The following is a 17,909-nucleotide window of genomic DNA, read 5'->3' as shown; positions in this document are numbered from 1 at the left end:
TTGACCAATTTCAATTTAGTGATATTCTTTAATATTGTATACAATATAATCACTTGCTAGACAAAATCCACCGAACGAATGAAAGGAGTTTTGCATTATGCCAAAAGAAGTAACTCTAAACGATCAAATTTGTTTTCAAATTTCTCGTGCACACCAACTATTCAACAAGTTCTATCAAGAACCTCTAGAAAAATTCAACTTAACTTACGTTCAATACATTACCCTACTATCATTATGGGAAAACGATGGAGTAACTGTTAATTACCTAAGCCAAAAGCTAGGTCTTTCTAACGGTACTTTGACTCCGCTATTAAAACGTCTTGAAAAAGCTGGCTGGATCACCAGAAACCGTGATAAAACTGACGAACGTCGTGTCCTAATTCACTTAACACAATTAGGTAAGGACAACAAAGAACCAATTTTGGAATCAGTACAAGGCTGTCTAAACCGTCTAAACTACAACGATGATGAATTTGCTGACGCAATGGACACCATCATTGACCTACAACACCGTCTAGAAAAAACTAACGAAAACGACAAATAATTTGTCACCATTTAATTGACACCTGTCTTTCATCAGTATACAATATTAGTTGTTAAGAAAAGACATGTCTATTTGATGGTGCTTTCCAGAGAGGATTACATTTTTCTGTAAGTAATCTATTGCATCCAAATAGTTACCACTTTTCTATTCTATTAAATCGATATTATTTTAATGACTAATATGAGGGCATTATGGACTTAACCGTAGTGCTAAAGATGGGTGGAACCACGTTAATACAAACGTCCCTGACACATAAGTGTCAGAGGCGTTTTTTTGTTTCCCCACCTCAAATAAATTCAAGAAGGTGGAAGTATTGTCAGAAAATAATGATAAGTTAGAAAGAAAGCTTAGCGCTCGTCATATGAAAATGATTGCGCTAGGTGGAACCATCGGGGTTGGTCTATTCATGGGTGCCAAGTCCACAATCGGTTGGACTGGTCCTTCCGTATTACTAGACTACGCAATCGCAGGATTATTCTTATACCTAATCATGCGTGCGCTAGGTGAAATGTTGTATGTACATCCAGTTACTGGATCTTTTTCACAGTTCGCCTCAGAATATTTACACCCCGTTTTCGGTTATTTAACCGCTTGGAGTAATGTTTTCCAATACATCGTTGTTGGAATCTCAGAAGTAATTGCGATTGGTACATACATGCAATTCTGGTGGCCTAATTTACCAACTTGGCTTCCTGGAATCATCGCCATTGTCTTCCTATGTATCGCCAACTTAGTATCAGTCAGTGCCTTTGGTGAACTAGAATACTGGTTTGCCCTAGTGAAAGTAGTTACCATCATCGCCATGATTATCATTGGTTTAGTTGTCATTGTCTTTGGTTTTAATGGTATTCACCCTACAGGTATTTCAAACATTTGGAGTCATGGTTTCTTCGCAAACGGATTCAAAGGTTTCTTCTTTGCTTTAGCAATCGTAATTGCATCATACCAAGGAATTGAATTAATTGGTGTGACTGCCGGTGAAGCTGAAAATCCTAAACAAACACTAGTGAAGGCCATCCAAGATACCATTGGCCGTATCCTAATCTTCTACATCGGTGCCATTTTCGTTATCCTAAGCATTTACCCTTGGGACAAGATTAGCCAAATTGGATCACCTTTCGTAGAAACATTCTCACAAGTAGGAATCACCGCAGCTGCCTCTATCATTAACTTCGTTGTGGTAACTGCTGCGCTATCTGGATCTAACTCAGGTATTTACAGCGCTAGTCGTATGGAATTTTTACTATCTGAAGAAGGTCAACTTCCAAAGGTATTCAAGAAGCTAAACCGTCACGGTGTCCCATATGTATCAGTAATCAGTATCTCAGCTGGTATCCTAATTGGACTATTCTTAAACGTCCTACTACCAATCTTCTTCCCATCAGCAAACCAAATCTTCGTGTACGTCTACAGTTCATCTGTGCTACCAGGTATGGTTCCTTGGGTTGTTATCTTGGTATCACAAATTAGATTTAGAAAGCAACATCCAGAAGAATTAGTGAACCATCCATTCAAGATGCCACTATCACCAATCAGTAATTACATTACACTAATCTTCTTAGCAATTACCTTGGTGTTCATGTTCATTAACTCTTCTACTAGAATTCCTTTGATTATCGGAATCTTCTTCCTATTAATCATGACACTTCTATATTTCGTGAAATTCAATCAAAACAACAAATAGGAAGTGCGACGTTTGTTGAATAAAATTCATCAATTGTCAAATTCCTTGACATTAATTTTAATATGTAATAACATTTCTTAAATAATAAACATTAGAATTATGTAAGTAAAAAATCTTACTGGGGAACCTTTTATCGATTGTCAGCAAGATCGTCATGCTATCAGACCCGTACAATATCTCAGCAATTTTAACGATTATTTAAAGATTATTTAAATATATTGTATTGGTTATGCATTTTTATAAAAACCCTAGTACAATAGATATCGTAGTACTAGGTTTTTTATTACATAATTTCTTACAGGATGGTGAAATATATTGGCAGAAGAAAAGCAAGAAAAGAAGCTAGAACGTAAATTAAGTTCTAGACAGATGCAAATGATCGCCCTTGGGGGAACAATCGGGGTTGGTCTATTTATGGGTGCCAAGTCCACAATTGAATGGACTGGTCCTTCTGTATTACTAGCATATGCAATTGCTGGTGTGTTCTTATATTTAATTATGAGAGCTTTAGGTGAAATGTTATACGATAACCCTATTAGTGGTTCATTCTCACATTTCGCTTCTGAATACATGCACCCCGTTTTTGGTTACTTGACCGCTTGGTCTAACATTTTCCAATGGGTTGTTGTTGGTATTTCAGAAATGATTGCTATTGGTACTTACATGCAATTCTGGTGGCCATCAATTCCATCTTGGGTACCTGGTATTATCGCGGTAGTATTCTTATGTATTGCCAACTTAATCTCAGTTAGTGCCTTTGGTGAATTGGAATACTGGTTTGCTTTGATTAAGGTTGTTACTATCATCGCAATGATTATTGTTGGTTTAGTAATTATTGTTTTAGGTTTCAATGGTGTTGGACCTACTGGTATTTCTAACCTATGGTCACACGGATTCTTCACCGGTGGTTTTAAAGGATTCTTCTTCGCACTATCAATCGTATTTGCTTCTTACCAAGGAATCGAATTAATTGGTGTTACTGCGGGTGAAGCTGAAAATCCTAAGAAGACTCTAGTTAAGGCTATCCAAGACACTATTGGTCGTATCCTAATCTTCTACATTGGATCAATCTTCGTAATGTTATCAATCTATCCATGGGACAAGATTGCAAACATTGGTTCACCTTTCGTAGAAACATTCTCACAAGTAGGTATTACAGCTGCAGCTTCAATCATTAACTTTGTTGTATTAACAGCAGCTCTATCAGGTTCTAACTCAGCAATTTACAGTTCAAGCCGTATGTCATACCTATTAGCACAACAAGGTCAACTACCTGACAGATACAACAAGATCAACAAGCATGGTGTTCCATACATCTCTGTTATCTCAATTGCTACCGGTATTTTATTGGGAGTTATTCTAAATGTAATTCTTCCTCTATTCTACAAGGGAGCAAACCAAGTATTCGTATACGTATACAGTTCATCTGTTCTTCCAGGTATGGTTCCATGGTTCGTAATTATCATGTCAGAACTTAAGTTTAGAAAGCAACATCCTGAAAAATTAGTGGGACATCCTTTCAAGATGCCACTAGCTCCTTTCTCAAACTATCTAACATTACTAGTACTATTTGTTACTTTAGTATTCATGTTCTTCAATGATGATACAAGAATTCCATTGATTGTAGGAATTGTCTTCTTAGCATTAATGACAATCCTATACTTTGTTAGATTTAATAAGAAGGCAAAATAATTCATATTAAAACTAATTTAGCCACCCTTTTGCTATTCAAGGGTGGCTATTTTCATGTTAAAATATTAGTTACGTTTGTTTATTATTTACAAACAGAATTTGACAAATTAATAAAAACGGTTAAAATATAATCAATTTCTAATCATTTTTTAATAAACGAGATGCCATCTCGTTTATACATACGAAAAGAGGTAATTTTTATGGCGAATCTATTCAAACGAATGAATCGAAAAGAAGACCCTAGTGTCTATGAGCAAAAGGATTCTAACTTGGTCAGATCATTGACCACCAAGGATTTCCTTGCTTTAGGAGTTGGAACAATTGTTTCTACTGCTATCTTCACCCTTCCTGGTATCGTGGCTGCTAACAATGCAGGTCCTGCGGTAACTATTTCTTTCTTACTTGCAGCGATTGTTGCTGGGTTGGTTGCTTTATCTTACGCAGAAATGGCTTCAGCCATGCCGTTCGCCGGTTCCGCATATTCATGGATTAACGTTGTTTTCGGAGAATTCTGGGGCTGGGTTGCCGGTTGGGCACTTCTAGCAGAATACTTCATCGCTGTTTCATTTGTTGCAGCAGGATTATCGGCTAACTTCCGAGGCCTAGTTGCACCACTTGGAATTAACTTCCCTACATATTTAGCTAATCCCGTTAGCGCCAAGGGTGGATTAGTTGATATTTGTACCGTTGTTGTAATCTTAATCGTTATGTTCTTGATTACACGTGGTGACAAACAAACTTCTCGTGTTGAAAATGTATTAGTAATTTTAAAGGTAGCTGCCGTATTAGTATTTATCGTTGTCGGTGCTACTGCAATTCACTTCGCCAACTACGTTCCATTTATTCCTGCTCACCATGTTAATGCCGATGGCACAAACTTTGGTGGCTTTAGCGGAATCTACGCTGGTGTTTCAGTAATTTTCCTATCATACATTGGTTTTGATTCAATTGCTGCAAACTCTGCAGAAGCAAAGAACCCTCAAAAGACAATGCCTAGAGGTATCATTGGTTCTCTAGTAATTGCCGTTACACTATTCGTTGCTGTATCACTAGTTCTAGTTGGTATGTTCAAATACACTAACTACGCTGGTAATGCAGAACCAGTTGGTTGGGCCCTACGTCAAGCCGGTCACCCAATCGTTGCTTCAGTAGTTCAAATTATTGCTGTTGTTGGTATGTTCACTGCCCTAATCGGAATGATGATGGCAGGTTCACGCTTGATCTACTCATTCGGTAGAGACGGAATGCTACCTAAATTCTTAGGTAAGGTTAACAAGAAGAGTCACCTTCCACTAAATGCAATCATCACTATGACTGTTATCTCAGTTGTTATCGGTGCCTTCTTAACATTTACTTTCCTATCACAACTAATTTCAGCCGGTACATTGATTGCCTTCATGTTCGTTTCAATTGGTATTTACCCACTTAGAAAGCGTGAAGGAAAAGATATCAACATGCCTGGCTTCAAAGAACCATTCTTCCCTGTTATGCCTGCTTTAGGTTTCCTAGCCTCACTAGCAGTATTCTGGGGACTAGACAACGACGCTAAGATTTATGCTCTTGTATGGTTCATCATCGGTATGGTTATCTACTTTGTTTATGGTATGAACCATAAAACTAGAAACCACCAAGCCGAAGTTAAATCAAATGATGATGAATAATTAAAACAAATAAAAAGAGGACTCGTTTGAGTCCTCTTTTTTTATGTTATTTTCTTACGTATAAATCAATCCAGCCTTGGCTATGATCTTTATAATCAAATCTCATATGACGTAATCGCTTGTAGTGTTTAGCTAGGAATTCTCGATCTTTCTTAAATAGTTTCCAACCTTTTCTGTATTTGGCAACTACAAACTTATATTTCATTGAATGTAAGTATTCACGCTGAGATTCATCCATCTTCTTGTAGCTAATATTATTTCTGATAAAGAAACGATCCTTGGCATATGTTCCAGTGTAAGTATATAAACCAACATCTAGGAAACGATAGTTCAATAATGACTTATCCTTAGATTTATTAATAATCTTTGAATATTCGTATTGATATGAATGACTTGGTTTGGTGACATACATGCTTGTACGGTAGTTTCTATTAGTAACAAAAATACCCAATAAGGCGATTACTGATAATCCCCATATAACATATTTTTTATTGTATAGGTACTTATCAACCACTAATCCTAACTCAAATAGGTAGAACAGTAGGAATGGTTCACAGGCAAATAAGTAATATGAGAAACTAGCGCCACCAACTTCATAAGTTGCTAGGATATCGATGAAGACGATTAGAACAAGTAAGACCTTGTTACTATCGTGCATCTTTGCTTCACGCATGTATCTAACAATCGCACAAATGAATAGTGCAATCATTAGGTAGTAAATAGTTCGAATAATTACTAAGTGATGTGAAAAACCAAATGTTGGATATTCCATCTTAAATAGCGTGTATGACAACGATGCGTTTTGAACATGGTAATGAGTCAAGTTTAGATAGAAATAATCGTTAAACAGGAATTTTAAGGCTCCTGTGGACCAGTATAAAATGATTATTGGTAAAGTAACGGATAAGAATCCGATTAAAGCATCTAAAATAATCATAAATAATTGTTTAAATCGTTTTGTAAGTAGACATGCAATTCCAATATAAACAAAGAAGACAATCCAAGGAATTACTAATGAATACTTGATCCAGAATAAAATGGCAACAAAACATCCATTAACTATGTAATAACGTCTTGGCATTTCAAACCAATTATATTGAATACATGAGTAAGTCAGAATCAATACAAATGTCATTGCGTATTCTTCTGGTAAATCTCCGTAGTAAAAAATTCGACTAGTAAATGCTAGCGGAATGAATAATAAACTACAAAGCATTGCTGTTCTAGCGCTTAATTTCATTGATAAAATTCTATTAATATATGCGATATCTAGAAATAACAACAATGATTCAATTACATAAATAAATGTAAATGAATGGTATGAAAAGACAGCATTCAAAGAATGAATTAAGTAGATTAAGGGTCCTCTATTATCAAATAAATCTTTATAGGGTAATAATCCGTGTAATAATCCCTTTCCAACCGTATACATCGTATTTGCATCTACGGATCTGTTAAATTCATAGAATGGCGATGCTGTTGTTAAAAAGAACATACAAACAAAGCTAATCACCAGCATTAAGATGTTCTTGGCGGTTAACCTATTCATAATAGTTTTCATTTTCTCACCTCAACTTGTAATAATAATCCTCTAAAATTAAAATAGCCATAAAAAAATCCCTAAAAATAAAAATTTTAGGGATTTTTTAACTTTTAATGAATTATTACTTTTCTTCTTGTGCTTGTGCAGCTTGACCTAAAATATTTAAGTAATGGAATGGACGGTCAAAATTTGGTTGGAATAGCATGTCCACCATTGCTAAATCATCAATAGTGTTCTTGTTTTGAATAAGAACTGATAATGTATTAGCTGATTGAGAAATGTCGTAACGACTCATCAATGATCCACCTAAGATACGACGAGTACTTGGATCGTATACTAGTTCCATTAATACTTTTTCAGTTGTTGGCATGAATTCTGGACGGTAGTTATCTTCTACAACTACTGAGCTTGCTTTCATACCCTTTCTTTCGGCCATACCAACTGTCATACCAGTAGAAACTAATGAGTAATCATATAGTTGTAGACCAGATGATGATTGAGTACCCATGTACTTAGTTGTTGGTTTTTCAATATTTTGACCAACTAGAATACCTTGACGAACAGCATTAGTTGCTAGTGGAATGTATTCGTTAGTTTCACTTGGGTTAAAGTGCACTGCAGCACTGTCACCGGCAGCAAAGATATCTGGGTTTGATGATTGCATGTATTCGTTAGTGATAATAGCACCATTGTCCATCATATCAACCTTACCAGTTAATAGTTCGGTGTTTGGTTGGAAACCGACACATAGGATAGCCATGTCAGCCTTAATATCGTGATCACCAGTTGATAATGTTAATTCGTCTTCACCTGAGAACTTTTGAACACGAACGCCTAATTCTAGCTTAACGTTGTGGTCAGCGTATAGTTCTTCAATCTTGTCAGTGAACTTCTTGTCGAAGTACTTTGATAGTACATGGCTGTCACTGTTGATTAAAGTTGTTTCGTGACCATGGTTTGAGAATGCTTCTGCTAATTCAGCGCCAATGTAACCAGCACCAACAACAGCGATACGTTTGTGGTCCTTAGCCTTTTCAAATAGAATTTGAGCATCGTGCCAGTTCTTGCAGAAGAATACGTTCTTGTTATCGCGACCTTCGATTGGAGGAAGAACAGGACGTGAACCTGTTGTCATAACTAGCTTGTCGTACTTATCAGTAAACACGTCGTGTGAGTCTAAGTTTTCAACTTCAATTGTCTTAGCATCAGTATCTACAGACTTAACACTGTGTAGCATTTTAACGTTTGCACCTAAATCGGCTAGTTCCTTTGGATTGGAGTAGAACAAACCTTGAGGATCCTTAACCTTACCATCTAGGTATAAAGCAATACCACATGATAAGAAAGAAATGTTGTCATTTCTTTCGTATACAGTAACTTCTGCATCTGGGTGTTCTTTTAGAATTTGTTTAACAGCGAATGTACCTGCATGTGTACAACCAATAACAATAACTTTCATATTGTAATACCTTCTCTATTCTGTAAATTTCATTTATATTTTCTCTACAACTCTAATTATATGTATTGTGAATAAAAACACAATAATTTTATTTGCCCTTAAGATAAATTTAACATTTGATATATTAACAGTAGTTATAGCGTCCTTATACTTTGTGTAACATCTCACTGATTTTCACGAAAGTATAAAAAAAGCAGCGGAATAATTCCGTTGCTTAATCGTTTAAAATAGTAAATCTTTATTACCTTGCTTTCGGTTATAGACAACTAATGATAGATATGATGATAGAAGTCCAACAACAAAAATTGCTACTGATAATAGATCAATCGAGTTGGAACTTCCGGTATTTACATAAATTGAGTTCATTGAAAATACGAATGAAGAGTAGTCCATTGCAGCATGAAGGGCTATAGATACCCAGATGTTTTTACTTATATAGTAGACCGTTGCTAATACAAAACCTAATCCGGCTGCGTATATCACTTGGTTGGTAGTATCCCAAAACGGTGCTACGAAGTAATTCAACATGTGAAGAGAACCGAAAACAATGCTTGAAAAGAAGATACTCTTCATGACTGGATACTTCTTGAAGCCCTTCAACATCGCACCCATCATGACACCACGAATGGAGATTTCTTCAAACATCCCTACAAATAGTGCTTCAATTAGTCCGATTGCAAACGCTAGAGCAATGTTGAACGTATTCATATGGTATAAGAGGCTCTTCCACACGATTGTGTCACTAGCCACTGTGATATTCATGATGGTTAGCACGATCATTAGCCATCCATCCTTAAACATGTGCATGTAGCCACCCTTTTGATGCATGACGTCAATCTTCCACTCACGCTTGGCATATATCAATAGAGCAATCGCGAATACTGCTCTTAGGATTCCGGGGTCCATTTGACCTATAACCTTATGAGCAGTGGTATAAATGTTAACGTTCATAGATGTCATACCAACAAGATTCAACGCAATAAAATCGACTAGCAATACCCAAAAAGTTATTGCCCACATCTTTCTTAACTTCATATTATTTCCTCGCTTTAATTGATGAAAACATCATAACATATAAAAAAGGAATGCCAAACTGGCACTCCTTTTTTATATAATACTTAATCATTTTAGAAGCATTTCTATTTCACGTTTAGATTAACATCACTAAAGCCTTGGTTAAATGTCGCTTTCCATTCACCCTTAGTTAGATGTGGAGGAAGTAGGAATGTTCCTGATGATACTCGTTGTCCTGCATCAAGACTCAAATCTTGTTCATCTAATTTTTGCACCAACCAATGTAAAGCATTCAATGGGTTACTTAGCACTTCTGATGAAGCGCCTGTTGCAACTTCCTCACCATTATGAGTAAGACTAGTTGTGACATTCTCTAAATCAGTCAGTGAAAAACTGTTGGTATCAAATTCCTCTCCATATACTACATATCCGCCAACAGCGGCGTCGGACATGACCATGTATTTAGACAGTGATGGGAACCAATCTGAGAAACGTGAGTCTGGAACCTCTACTCCTGATGCCACGGTGGTCTTATTAGCTAAGTCCTCTAGAGAGTCAGTTGGTAAAAGTTTCTCTTTCGCCTTGAAGACTAGTTCCACTTCTGCCAGTGGATCCATCAATTCAGTATCTAACGATAACGTTACTGGTGATTGGACAAAGTGTGATTTAACTTGGGCACCATATAATGGTTCATTTGAGTCAAACATATCTTGAGTTTGCTTACTGGTCAAACTGACTTTGTAGCCACCAAGATCTTCTACCTTTAATTCCATCAATCTACGTTGAACACGGTATGATGCCTCTTCATTAGATACCATATCTTCCCATTCATCCATTTGAAGTGGTTGTTTTGTCTTGTAGGCTTCAAATAAAGCATTGGCTAATCTTTCTTCTGTTGCGGTTAATTCTAATTCTGTAGTTGTCATAATAATACGCTCCTTTTCTAGCAGCGTACCTTCAATGGTGACGCTGCAATCCTAAATAAAATATTAATCTGTCCATCATCTAATTCACTAATCGGTAATTGCATTGTCACCACATCCTTTCCTAATTCAAATTGATAAATAAAAAGCGTCCTCAAGCCCATACTTAATATGGGTTTAAGGACGCTCCCGCGTGTTACCACCTTTAATTTAATAGCCTAAAAAGACTATCCTCTACGTACGGATAAAAATCGATACGCTGTCAACTTAACGGTTGCTACCGGCGCCACTTACTATAATTTCAGTGGGCTAACTAAAGAATGATAACTTTCAATCAGGCTCATTATGCTGTCACATCAAACCAACACTCTCTTGAAATGATTCTGATAAGTTGTTCTTATTATCGCTATTTATTTATCTAATTGACCCCATTATAAGACCATAATTAGAAAAGTCAACACTTTTCTAATTATTTTTTAATATTTAAAAAGATGCTCTGCTTTTTCATTGCTCTATAAGCAAAAGTCGTATACTATAATTAACAAAGTAAACATGAGAAGGAATGAAAAAAATGAAAAGTACATTTTCAAAAGTAATAATCGTCATCGTATTACTATTTGTCGCAGTTATCGCTGCTATCAGTATCGCTACCAAAAATAGTAATGTAGATTCAACATTGAAAGCAGTTAATCAAACAGTTGCTGTTTCAAAGAAGAAGCACAATGGTAAATACGAACTAGTAGTTAAAAAGGATCAAATTAAACAGTATAGTTTTCCTCGCTTAGATGCAGAAAAGAACTCTACCTATGAAAAGGGAACTAAATTAACCTCTACTAAGTTAGTTCAAGATGAACAAACTAATTTCTACAAGATTAACAACAACACATACGTATTATCTAGTGATGTTGAGATACAATAAAAAAAGACCTCGAGAGGTCTTTTTATTTTATTAGAATATTTTACTTTTTGTAAATAATTTTGTTAATTATGTTATTTCTATCAGAAGTAATAATTCTATTATCAGGAACATCTTCAGATATGATTGTTCCGGCACCTATTACAACATTATTACCAATTTTTGAGTTTTTTAATATGACCACATTACTTCCAATCCAACAATTTTTTCCTATTATTACACTACCTTCACTAAATCCTTGTTTATAAATAGGATCATTCTTATTATTAAATCTGTGATTATGATCATATACTTTGACACCTTCACCAAAAATTGTATTATTTCCAATTTCGATATTGTTTTTAGCATTTATCGAACAATAATTATTAAAAAAACAATTATCTCCAATCGTTACTGTTGCTTTATTTTCAATCATCAAGCTAAATGATTTTCTCCACGACACTTTTTTTCCAATACTTAATGACTTTCCGTAAATAATTTTAAAAAATAATTTTTTAACGTCAGCAATTACATGAAAAATTATTTTTAACACAATCATAATATACACCTCAACTATAAAATTATTATCTAGAACGAAGTTCTGGTACCTTCAATCTTACTAATATAAAAGTTACTAGTACTATCAAAGCACTTACATAGAAAACTATATTGTAATCCCAGATAGATGAGATAATACTCCCCATCAAAGATCCAATACATATACCAACTGCTTGAGCGCCTTGATTTAGACTAAAAGCCATTCCTGTTGATTCTGAAGGTGTTCCCTTGGCTAATAAAGTCTGAACTGATGGAAAAATAGCAGCGTTAGATACACCTGTTAAAAATCTAAATATACCAAAGAATAACACTGTGGGTGCGAATCCTTGAGGGAAAATAAATACAATTGCTAAAACGAATCCTATAGTAAGAATCTTATTGGTCCCATATTTATCACCAAATCTTCCAAACCATGGTGAAACAAGAACCATTCCAATTCCTGGCATTGCTGCCACAATACCAGATACTACAGACACATTGCCAGAATTACCCATTAGTTCCTTCACATACAAAGTAATCAAAGGATTAATTGAATTATTCATAATTTGAAGAGCTATCGAAATAATTAGCATCCATACAATAAAATGCGTATTCGGAAAGCTCTGTAGAATTTTAACAAATGATTCCTTCTTTTCTTTTGCTTTAGCTGAATCTGGTTTAAAATGTTCTTCTACAAAGAAATATGTTAACAAAAAGAATGAGAATAACAACATTCCTGTGACCATAAATGAAACACGAATACTTAAAATCTTAACCAAAAATCCACCAAAAATAGGTCCTACTAAAAATCCACTGGTATAACCTGTAGAGAGCCAGCTAAGAGCATACCCTGTCTTGCTTCTCGGTGTACTTGTTGCAACTAATGCAATAGAATTAGGAATTACTCCATCAAAAAATCCTTGTAAACATTTTAGAAGTAATAATTCCCACACATTTGTACAAAAAGCCATTAAAAAAAGTGTAATAGCTGAGCCAAATGCAGTTTGTAAAACCATCCGTTTTCTACCATGACGATCAGCAAATCTTCCCCACATAGCTGAAGTGAAAATAACTACAACGAATGAGGAAGAATATACTATTCCACTCCATAAGGCCAATTGACTCTTACTAAAGTCACCAAGCTCAGAAATGTACAATGGTTGAAAAGGAATTACTTCACTAAAGGCAATTCCTGTCAAAAAAGTACCAAAAAGTAAAATCCATAAATTCTTTTTCCAATATGAATTAGTGTCCAAGATAAATCTCCTTTCTTTAAAACATCTATACTTAAATATTACATTATTTTAGACAAAAAAATAACAAAATCTAAAAATGGATTTTGTTATAAAAAATATTAATAATCTTTCTTCATTTTATTGATAATTCCATAAACGTTGGCTTTTAAAATAATAGTCAATAGAATATAAACAAAGGCTCCAACAAAGATTTCCATAAAAAGATATCCCCATGTTAGTGGCCACAAATCATTTAGAAAAGATGTGACAACAAACATTACTATCCCTGATAGCATATATTTATAAATGCCTTTAAACAAAGATTTGAACGATATCTGTTTTTTTATTGAGTACAATTGATATATTGTAACAACCAATTCAGATAAAACGGTTGCAAATATTGCTCCCAATGTATTAAAAAAGATAATAAACGGAACGTTAAGTAGTAAGTTCGCTATCGATCCTAAAATAACGGAAGTTGTATACTTTTTTGTTTGATTAGTAGGTAGTAAGTATTGCACACCAATTGCGTTACTCCATGCTATTAATAATATAACGATAGATTCTATTCTTAATAATGGAGCAACTGATATAAATTTTGATGAAAAGAATAACGGTACCAATTTACTAGATACAGATGCTATTCCCATAAATAGTGGAACTGAAATCATTGTAACTATAGAAAAGCAATCGTAAAGATATTCCTTAGTTTTAGATCTATCCCCATTTATAAAAGCGTTTGCTACATGTGGTAACATCACTGTACCTGTTGCTGTAACTATTGCCAGAACAATTTTGATAATTTTATCAGACTGATCATAGAATCCACTTGCTTGAACTGAAATAATTATTCCAAGCATAGTTTTATTTAATACAAGATAGATTTGAGTTGCTACTTCAGGTATGAATAATAACAATGAAGGTAACAAATGATTTTTTATATTTATTGATTTAACATCTATTTTTTTTACGTATTTATTTAAATTTGGAATCATTGTTAAATTTCCAAATAATAATGATAAAGAGATAATTAATATATATAAAAATAAATCAGACGATGATTTTACAAATGCAAAGATGCAAATTAGTGTAATAATTTTCACTATAAAGTTTCTTACAACAGTTACGCTAAAATTTTCTATCCCCATGAAAAACCAGGAAACATCGAACATTGTTGCAACCAAAGTAATAGATTGGGCAACATAATATGCTTCATATTGTGAATTAGAAGAAAATACAAAAAATAAAAAAATAACGAATGACATACTCAACATAAGTATTCTTAATATAAATATTTCCCAAAATGTTTTTGACAACTCATCCTCATTATCTCTCACAAATGCAATTTTTCTATTTGCATATAAATTAGTACCTAAGCAACCAAATAAAACAAAATATTGCATTATAGAGTTGGTATAAGAATTAATTCCTACACCATTTGGGCCAAGAACTCTTGCCAAATATGGTGTAGTCAGTAAAGGAACCATTAATAAAAATATTTGATATGCAGCGTTATACAAAAAGTTTTTTATTATTTTCAAAATTATTCACCAAATTCTTTTTTCACTAATTGAAGTGCGGCCATTATAGTTTGATCCATATTGTAGTATCTATATTGACCTAACCTTCCACCAAAAATAACATTTTTAGCATTTTTTTCTGCTAATTCAACGTATTTCTTGTAAAGAGATTTGTTCTTTTGGTTGTTAATTGGATAATATGGCTCTTTATCACGATCCCAGTTTTGAGGGTATTCATGGGTAATAACCGTCTTGCCTTTATCTCCCCTACCAAATTCGAAGTGCTTATGTTCAATCACTCTAGTATATGGAGTTTTAGCATCAGTATAGTTTACAACTGCATTACCTTGGTAATTATCTACATGTTTTTCTTCCGTTTCAAATCTCAAACTACGATATTCCAATTCTCCTAATTCGTAATTAAAGAACTGATCAATCATTCCTGTGAAAATTATTTTATCGTAATTAGAATTTAGATATTCTTCTTTTTTATCAAAAAAATCTGTATTTAATTCAACGTCGATTAAATCACTGTCCAACATTTTTTCGATTATTTTTGTGTATCCACCATGTGGAATACCTTGATAGCGATCATTAAAATAATTATTATCATACGTAAATCTAAATGGTAACCTTCTAATAATAAAAGAAGGAAGGTCCTTAGCAGATCTACCCCACTGTTTTTCTGTGTATCCCTTAATTAGCTTTTCATAAATATCAGTTCCAGCAAGTGACAATGCTTGCTCTTCTAAATTATTTGGCTTTTCGGGTAAATCTAACTCATTTTTTTGCTCTTCAATTTTTTGTTGAGCTTCTTCCGGAGTCTTAACCCCCCATAGCTTATTGAAGGTATTCATGTTAAAAGGTAAGTTATAAATTTCGCCATTGTAATTTGCAATTGGGCTATTAATATAGTTATTAAATTCAGCAAATTGATTAATATATTCCCAAATATTTTTCATGCTTGTATGGAAGATATGAGCACCATACATATGAACATTAATACCATCAATTTCCTTTGTATAAATATTTCCAGCGACGTGATTTCTTTTTTCAATTACTGTAACGTGATTACCTTTCTTTGCTGCTTCATGTGCAAAAGTCGCTCCAAACAGACCAGATCCAACTACTAAATAATTCATTTTATTGTTTCCTTTCATCAGAATTAGGATAATGTATTTTAGGATTAAAGAATATTCCTGAAAAGACACCCTTTAAAACAGATATCATTCTGAATATTTTTTTGTCTTTAGACTTAAACGGAATTTGCACCGTAACAATAATATAATGGAATATATCTTTTAAGAATCTAGAATTTGAATAGTAAAGTTTGTCAATATAGATGTAGTTTCTATACCATAAATGATTCATACGCAATCTAAAACTATTTTCTTCGTAAATAGCTCTTTCACCTTCACCACTTACGTTTGATTTATGAGTAACGTTGCTATTAATAATCATATAACAGTCTTCAAACTTTTCACTTATTCTGTGAGTATATTCCAAATCATCCCCCCAAATGAACATTTCTTTTTTTGGAAGTCCTACTTCTTTAACTACATATTTGGGAATTAACACTGATACGAAAGTACAATTGGTTAACTTTATCATTCCACTTTGCGCTTTATCACTCCATCTAGAAGGTAAATCACCAGGAACATTACAAGGTAAATTGTTTTTCCACCATTTTATATAACTATTGAGAAATCCAAATTTATAATTTAATAATCTCGCTGCTTTTACCATTTCATTCACAGATGAGTTTGATGGAATAGTATCATCATCCATTACCCAAAAATAATCAGATGTTGTATTTTCAAAAGCATATTTTATGCCTTCATAGAATCCACCTGCCCCACCAATGTTTTCATTTAAATTAATAGGAATAATGTTTTCATTTTTGATAGACTCTAGATATTCCTTAGTACCATCATCACTATTATTATTTACCACTATTATATTGTTTAAATTATAAGATTGTTTAGATAAACTATCGATACACTCTTTCAATAATTTCAATCTATTATAAGTAACAACTATCGCGCTTATTTTCATTTTATTCCTTCTTTTTTATTATTTTTAATAACATAAACTATCTTTAACACTAATCCTTAAAGTAAAAGTACTTAAATGAATATATGAAAGGTAAGAAAGAATAATAATCAGTTGCAGTTGATTCAAAAGCAGATTTTATCACTATTGATATTAAAATAACAAATAATAGGTAATTATTTCCTTTAAAGGAATTTTTAAATACCACATACATAAAAATTAAATATATAGCTGACCCTAAAATACCTATACATAGTAAATTAAATACATACTGATTATCAATCCAAAACGGCTTTCCTTGAGTAAATAATGGATTGCCTAACAGCCCAAAACCATACTGATGTAAAGCAGTGTGCTGTAAAAACAATCTATTAGAAGAAATAACATTCATCTTACTTATTATGTCATTGCTAGGATCGTAAAAATAAGAAAGCAAAATTGCTATAACCATTGTAACTATTAATATTGCCATTCCTATCCATTGCTTTGGAACTTTAAATTTATATATCATATAAGCACATAATGCTGGGATAATAATAATCATTGCAATTTCAGAACTTCTAGAATTAGCTAATATTACTTCAAAGTAAACCGATGTTAACAAAACAAAAATAAACAATGATATTTTTTTACCTACACTAAGAAGACTGATATCAGTTTTAGAATTTATATACAATAAAAACACAAACAACATTATAAGAAAATAACCACCTAATGTATTTGGGTGATTAAATCCTAAAGAATTTCTAATAACATCACCGCGTCTAATTGTTTGAGTACTATTAGCCACTGGAAACATGTTCAAGAAAAACATTAGTACAATAACTAAAAAGGAAATAAATCTAGTTATTAGATCATACTTTAAAAATAAATCAAAATTTATAATATTCGAATTACATACTAATAAAAATAACAATATCATTGTCAACGTCATTATTTTTAAATGAAAAAAAACTATAAGTAACGTCGAAAATATAATAAATAGATAAAAATAATTTTTGTTTCGGTTATTTGATATTGATATATTTCGAAAAGCTAAAAAAACTTGTATAGATAAAAATAGTAGTAAAGAAAAATACCATACAATTGTTATATAATGCGGTTTAGAAACCATGTTAACAGAATTAAATTCACTATAGGTATAAATTGA

15 protein-coding genes are annotated in these 17,909 nt (G+C 33.3%); 5 read left to right on the top strand and 10 right to left on the bottom strand.

Annotation, left to right across the window (positions count from 1 at the left end):
- Positions 1-97 precede the first annotated feature (97 nt).
- From JUD45_RS02245 to JUD45_RS02230, 4 genes are all read left to right on the top strand, one after another.
- Positions 98-544 carry a MarR family winged helix-turn-helix transcriptional regulator gene (locus JUD45_RS02245; protein ID WP_203619587.1) on the top strand — a complete coding sequence of 149 codons (447 nt, stop codon included), beginning with the start codon at positions 98-100 and terminating at the stop codon, positions 542-544.
- A gap of 361 nt (positions 545-905) precedes the next feature.
- Entirely contained in the window at positions 906-2,228 is a 1,323-nt protein-coding gene (locus JUD45_RS02240) for an amino acid permease (RefSeq protein ID WP_203619603.1), read from the top strand.
- Between the two features lie 369 nt (positions 2,229-2,597).
- Entirely contained in the window at positions 2,598-3,920 is a 1,323-nt protein-coding gene (locus tag JUD45_RS02235) for an amino acid permease (protein ID WP_057198436.1), read from the top strand.
- 200 nt (positions 3,921-4,120) lie between these two features.
- A complete protein-coding gene (locus JUD45_RS02230; protein WP_203619586.1) occupies positions 4,121-5,581 on the top strand; it encodes an APC family permease in 1,461 nt (486 codons plus the stop codon).
- A gap of 46 nt (positions 5,582-5,627) precedes the next feature.
- Here JUD45_RS02230 and JUD45_RS02225 read toward each other — a convergent pair whose 3' ends face one another.
- The 4 genes from JUD45_RS02225 to JUD45_RS02210 all read right to left on the bottom strand — a co-directional run bounded on the left by JUD45_RS02225 (position 5,628) and on the right by JUD45_RS02210 (position 10,523).
- Positions 5,628-7,142: a hypothetical protein gene (locus JUD45_RS02225; protein WP_203619585.1), complete on the bottom strand. Its 1,515-nt coding sequence runs from the start codon at positions 7,140-7,142 to the stop codon at positions 5,628-5,630.
- Between the two features lie 103 nt (positions 7,143-7,245).
- On the bottom strand, positions 7,246-8,583 hold the full coding sequence (locus JUD45_RS02220) for an FAD-dependent oxidoreductase (protein ID WP_203619584.1): 1,338 nt from the start codon (positions 8,581-8,583) through the stop codon (positions 7,246-7,248).
- A gap of 222 nt (positions 8,584-8,805) precedes the next feature.
- Positions 8,806-9,618, bottom strand: coding sequence for a CPBP family intramembrane glutamic endopeptidase (locus JUD45_RS02215; RefSeq protein ID WP_203619583.1), 813 nt, complete (start codon positions 9,616-9,618; stop codon positions 8,806-8,808).
- Between the two features lie 104 nt (positions 9,619-9,722).
- On the bottom strand, positions 9,723-10,523 hold the full coding sequence (locus JUD45_RS02210; protein ID WP_203619582.1) for a 2-keto-4-pentenoate hydratase: 801 nt from the start codon (positions 10,521-10,523) through the stop codon (positions 9,723-9,725).
- A gap of 568 nt (positions 10,524-11,091) precedes the next feature.
- Between JUD45_RS02210 and JUD45_RS02205 the strand changes: the two genes are divergently transcribed.
- The gene (locus JUD45_RS02205) at positions 11,092-11,439 is read left to right on the top strand and encodes a hypothetical protein (protein ID WP_203619581.1); all 348 of its coding nucleotides are present in this window, start codon (positions 11,092-11,094) and stop codon (positions 11,437-11,439) included.
- A 40-nt stretch (positions 11,440-11,479) separates the two neighbouring features.
- Here the strand turns inward: JUD45_RS02205 and JUD45_RS02200 are convergent, their stop codons facing one another.
- The 6 genes from JUD45_RS02200 to JUD45_RS02175 all read right to left on the bottom strand — a co-directional run bounded on the left by JUD45_RS02200 (position 11,480) and on the right by JUD45_RS02175 (position 17,549).
- On the bottom strand, positions 11,480-11,974 hold the full coding sequence (locus tag JUD45_RS02200) for an acyltransferase (protein WP_203619580.1): 495 nt from the start codon (positions 11,972-11,974) through the stop codon (positions 11,480-11,482).
- A 25-nt stretch (positions 11,975-11,999) separates the two neighbouring features.
- Positions 12,000-13,208, bottom strand: a complete 1,209-nt coding sequence (locus tag JUD45_RS02195; RefSeq protein ID WP_203619579.1) for an MFS transporter — start codon at positions 13,206-13,208, stop codon at positions 12,000-12,002.
- Positions 13,209-13,306: 98 nt separating this feature from the next.
- Positions 13,307-14,728, bottom strand: coding sequence for an oligosaccharide flippase family protein (locus JUD45_RS02190; RefSeq protein WP_203619578.1), 1,422 nt, complete (start codon positions 14,726-14,728; stop codon positions 13,307-13,309).
- Positions 14,729-14,730: 2 nt separating this feature from the next.
- Positions 14,731-15,849: a UDP-galactopyranose mutase gene (gene glf / locus JUD45_RS02185; RefSeq protein WP_203619577.1), complete on the bottom strand. Its 1,119-nt coding sequence runs from the start codon at positions 15,847-15,849 to the stop codon at positions 14,731-14,733.
- A 1-nt stretch (position 15,850) separates the two neighbouring features.
- Complete coding sequence (locus JUD45_RS02180; RefSeq protein ID WP_203619576.1) at positions 15,851-16,762, bottom strand: glycosyltransferase; 912 nt, start codon at positions 16,760-16,762, stop codon at positions 15,851-15,853.
- A gap of 49 nt (positions 16,763-16,811) precedes the next feature.
- A complete protein-coding gene (locus JUD45_RS02175) occupies positions 16,812-17,549 on the bottom strand; it encodes an O-antigen ligase family protein (RefSeq protein ID WP_203619575.1) in 738 nt (245 codons plus the stop codon).
- Between the last annotated feature and the right edge of the window lie 360 nt (positions 17,550-17,909).

Source organism: Apilactobacillus nanyangensis (assembly GCF_016861915.1).
Classification (GTDB): domain Bacteria; phylum Bacillota; class Bacilli; order Lactobacillales; family Lactobacillaceae; genus Apilactobacillus; species Apilactobacillus nanyangensis.
This window is presented reverse-complemented; position numbering and strand designations above follow the sequence as displayed.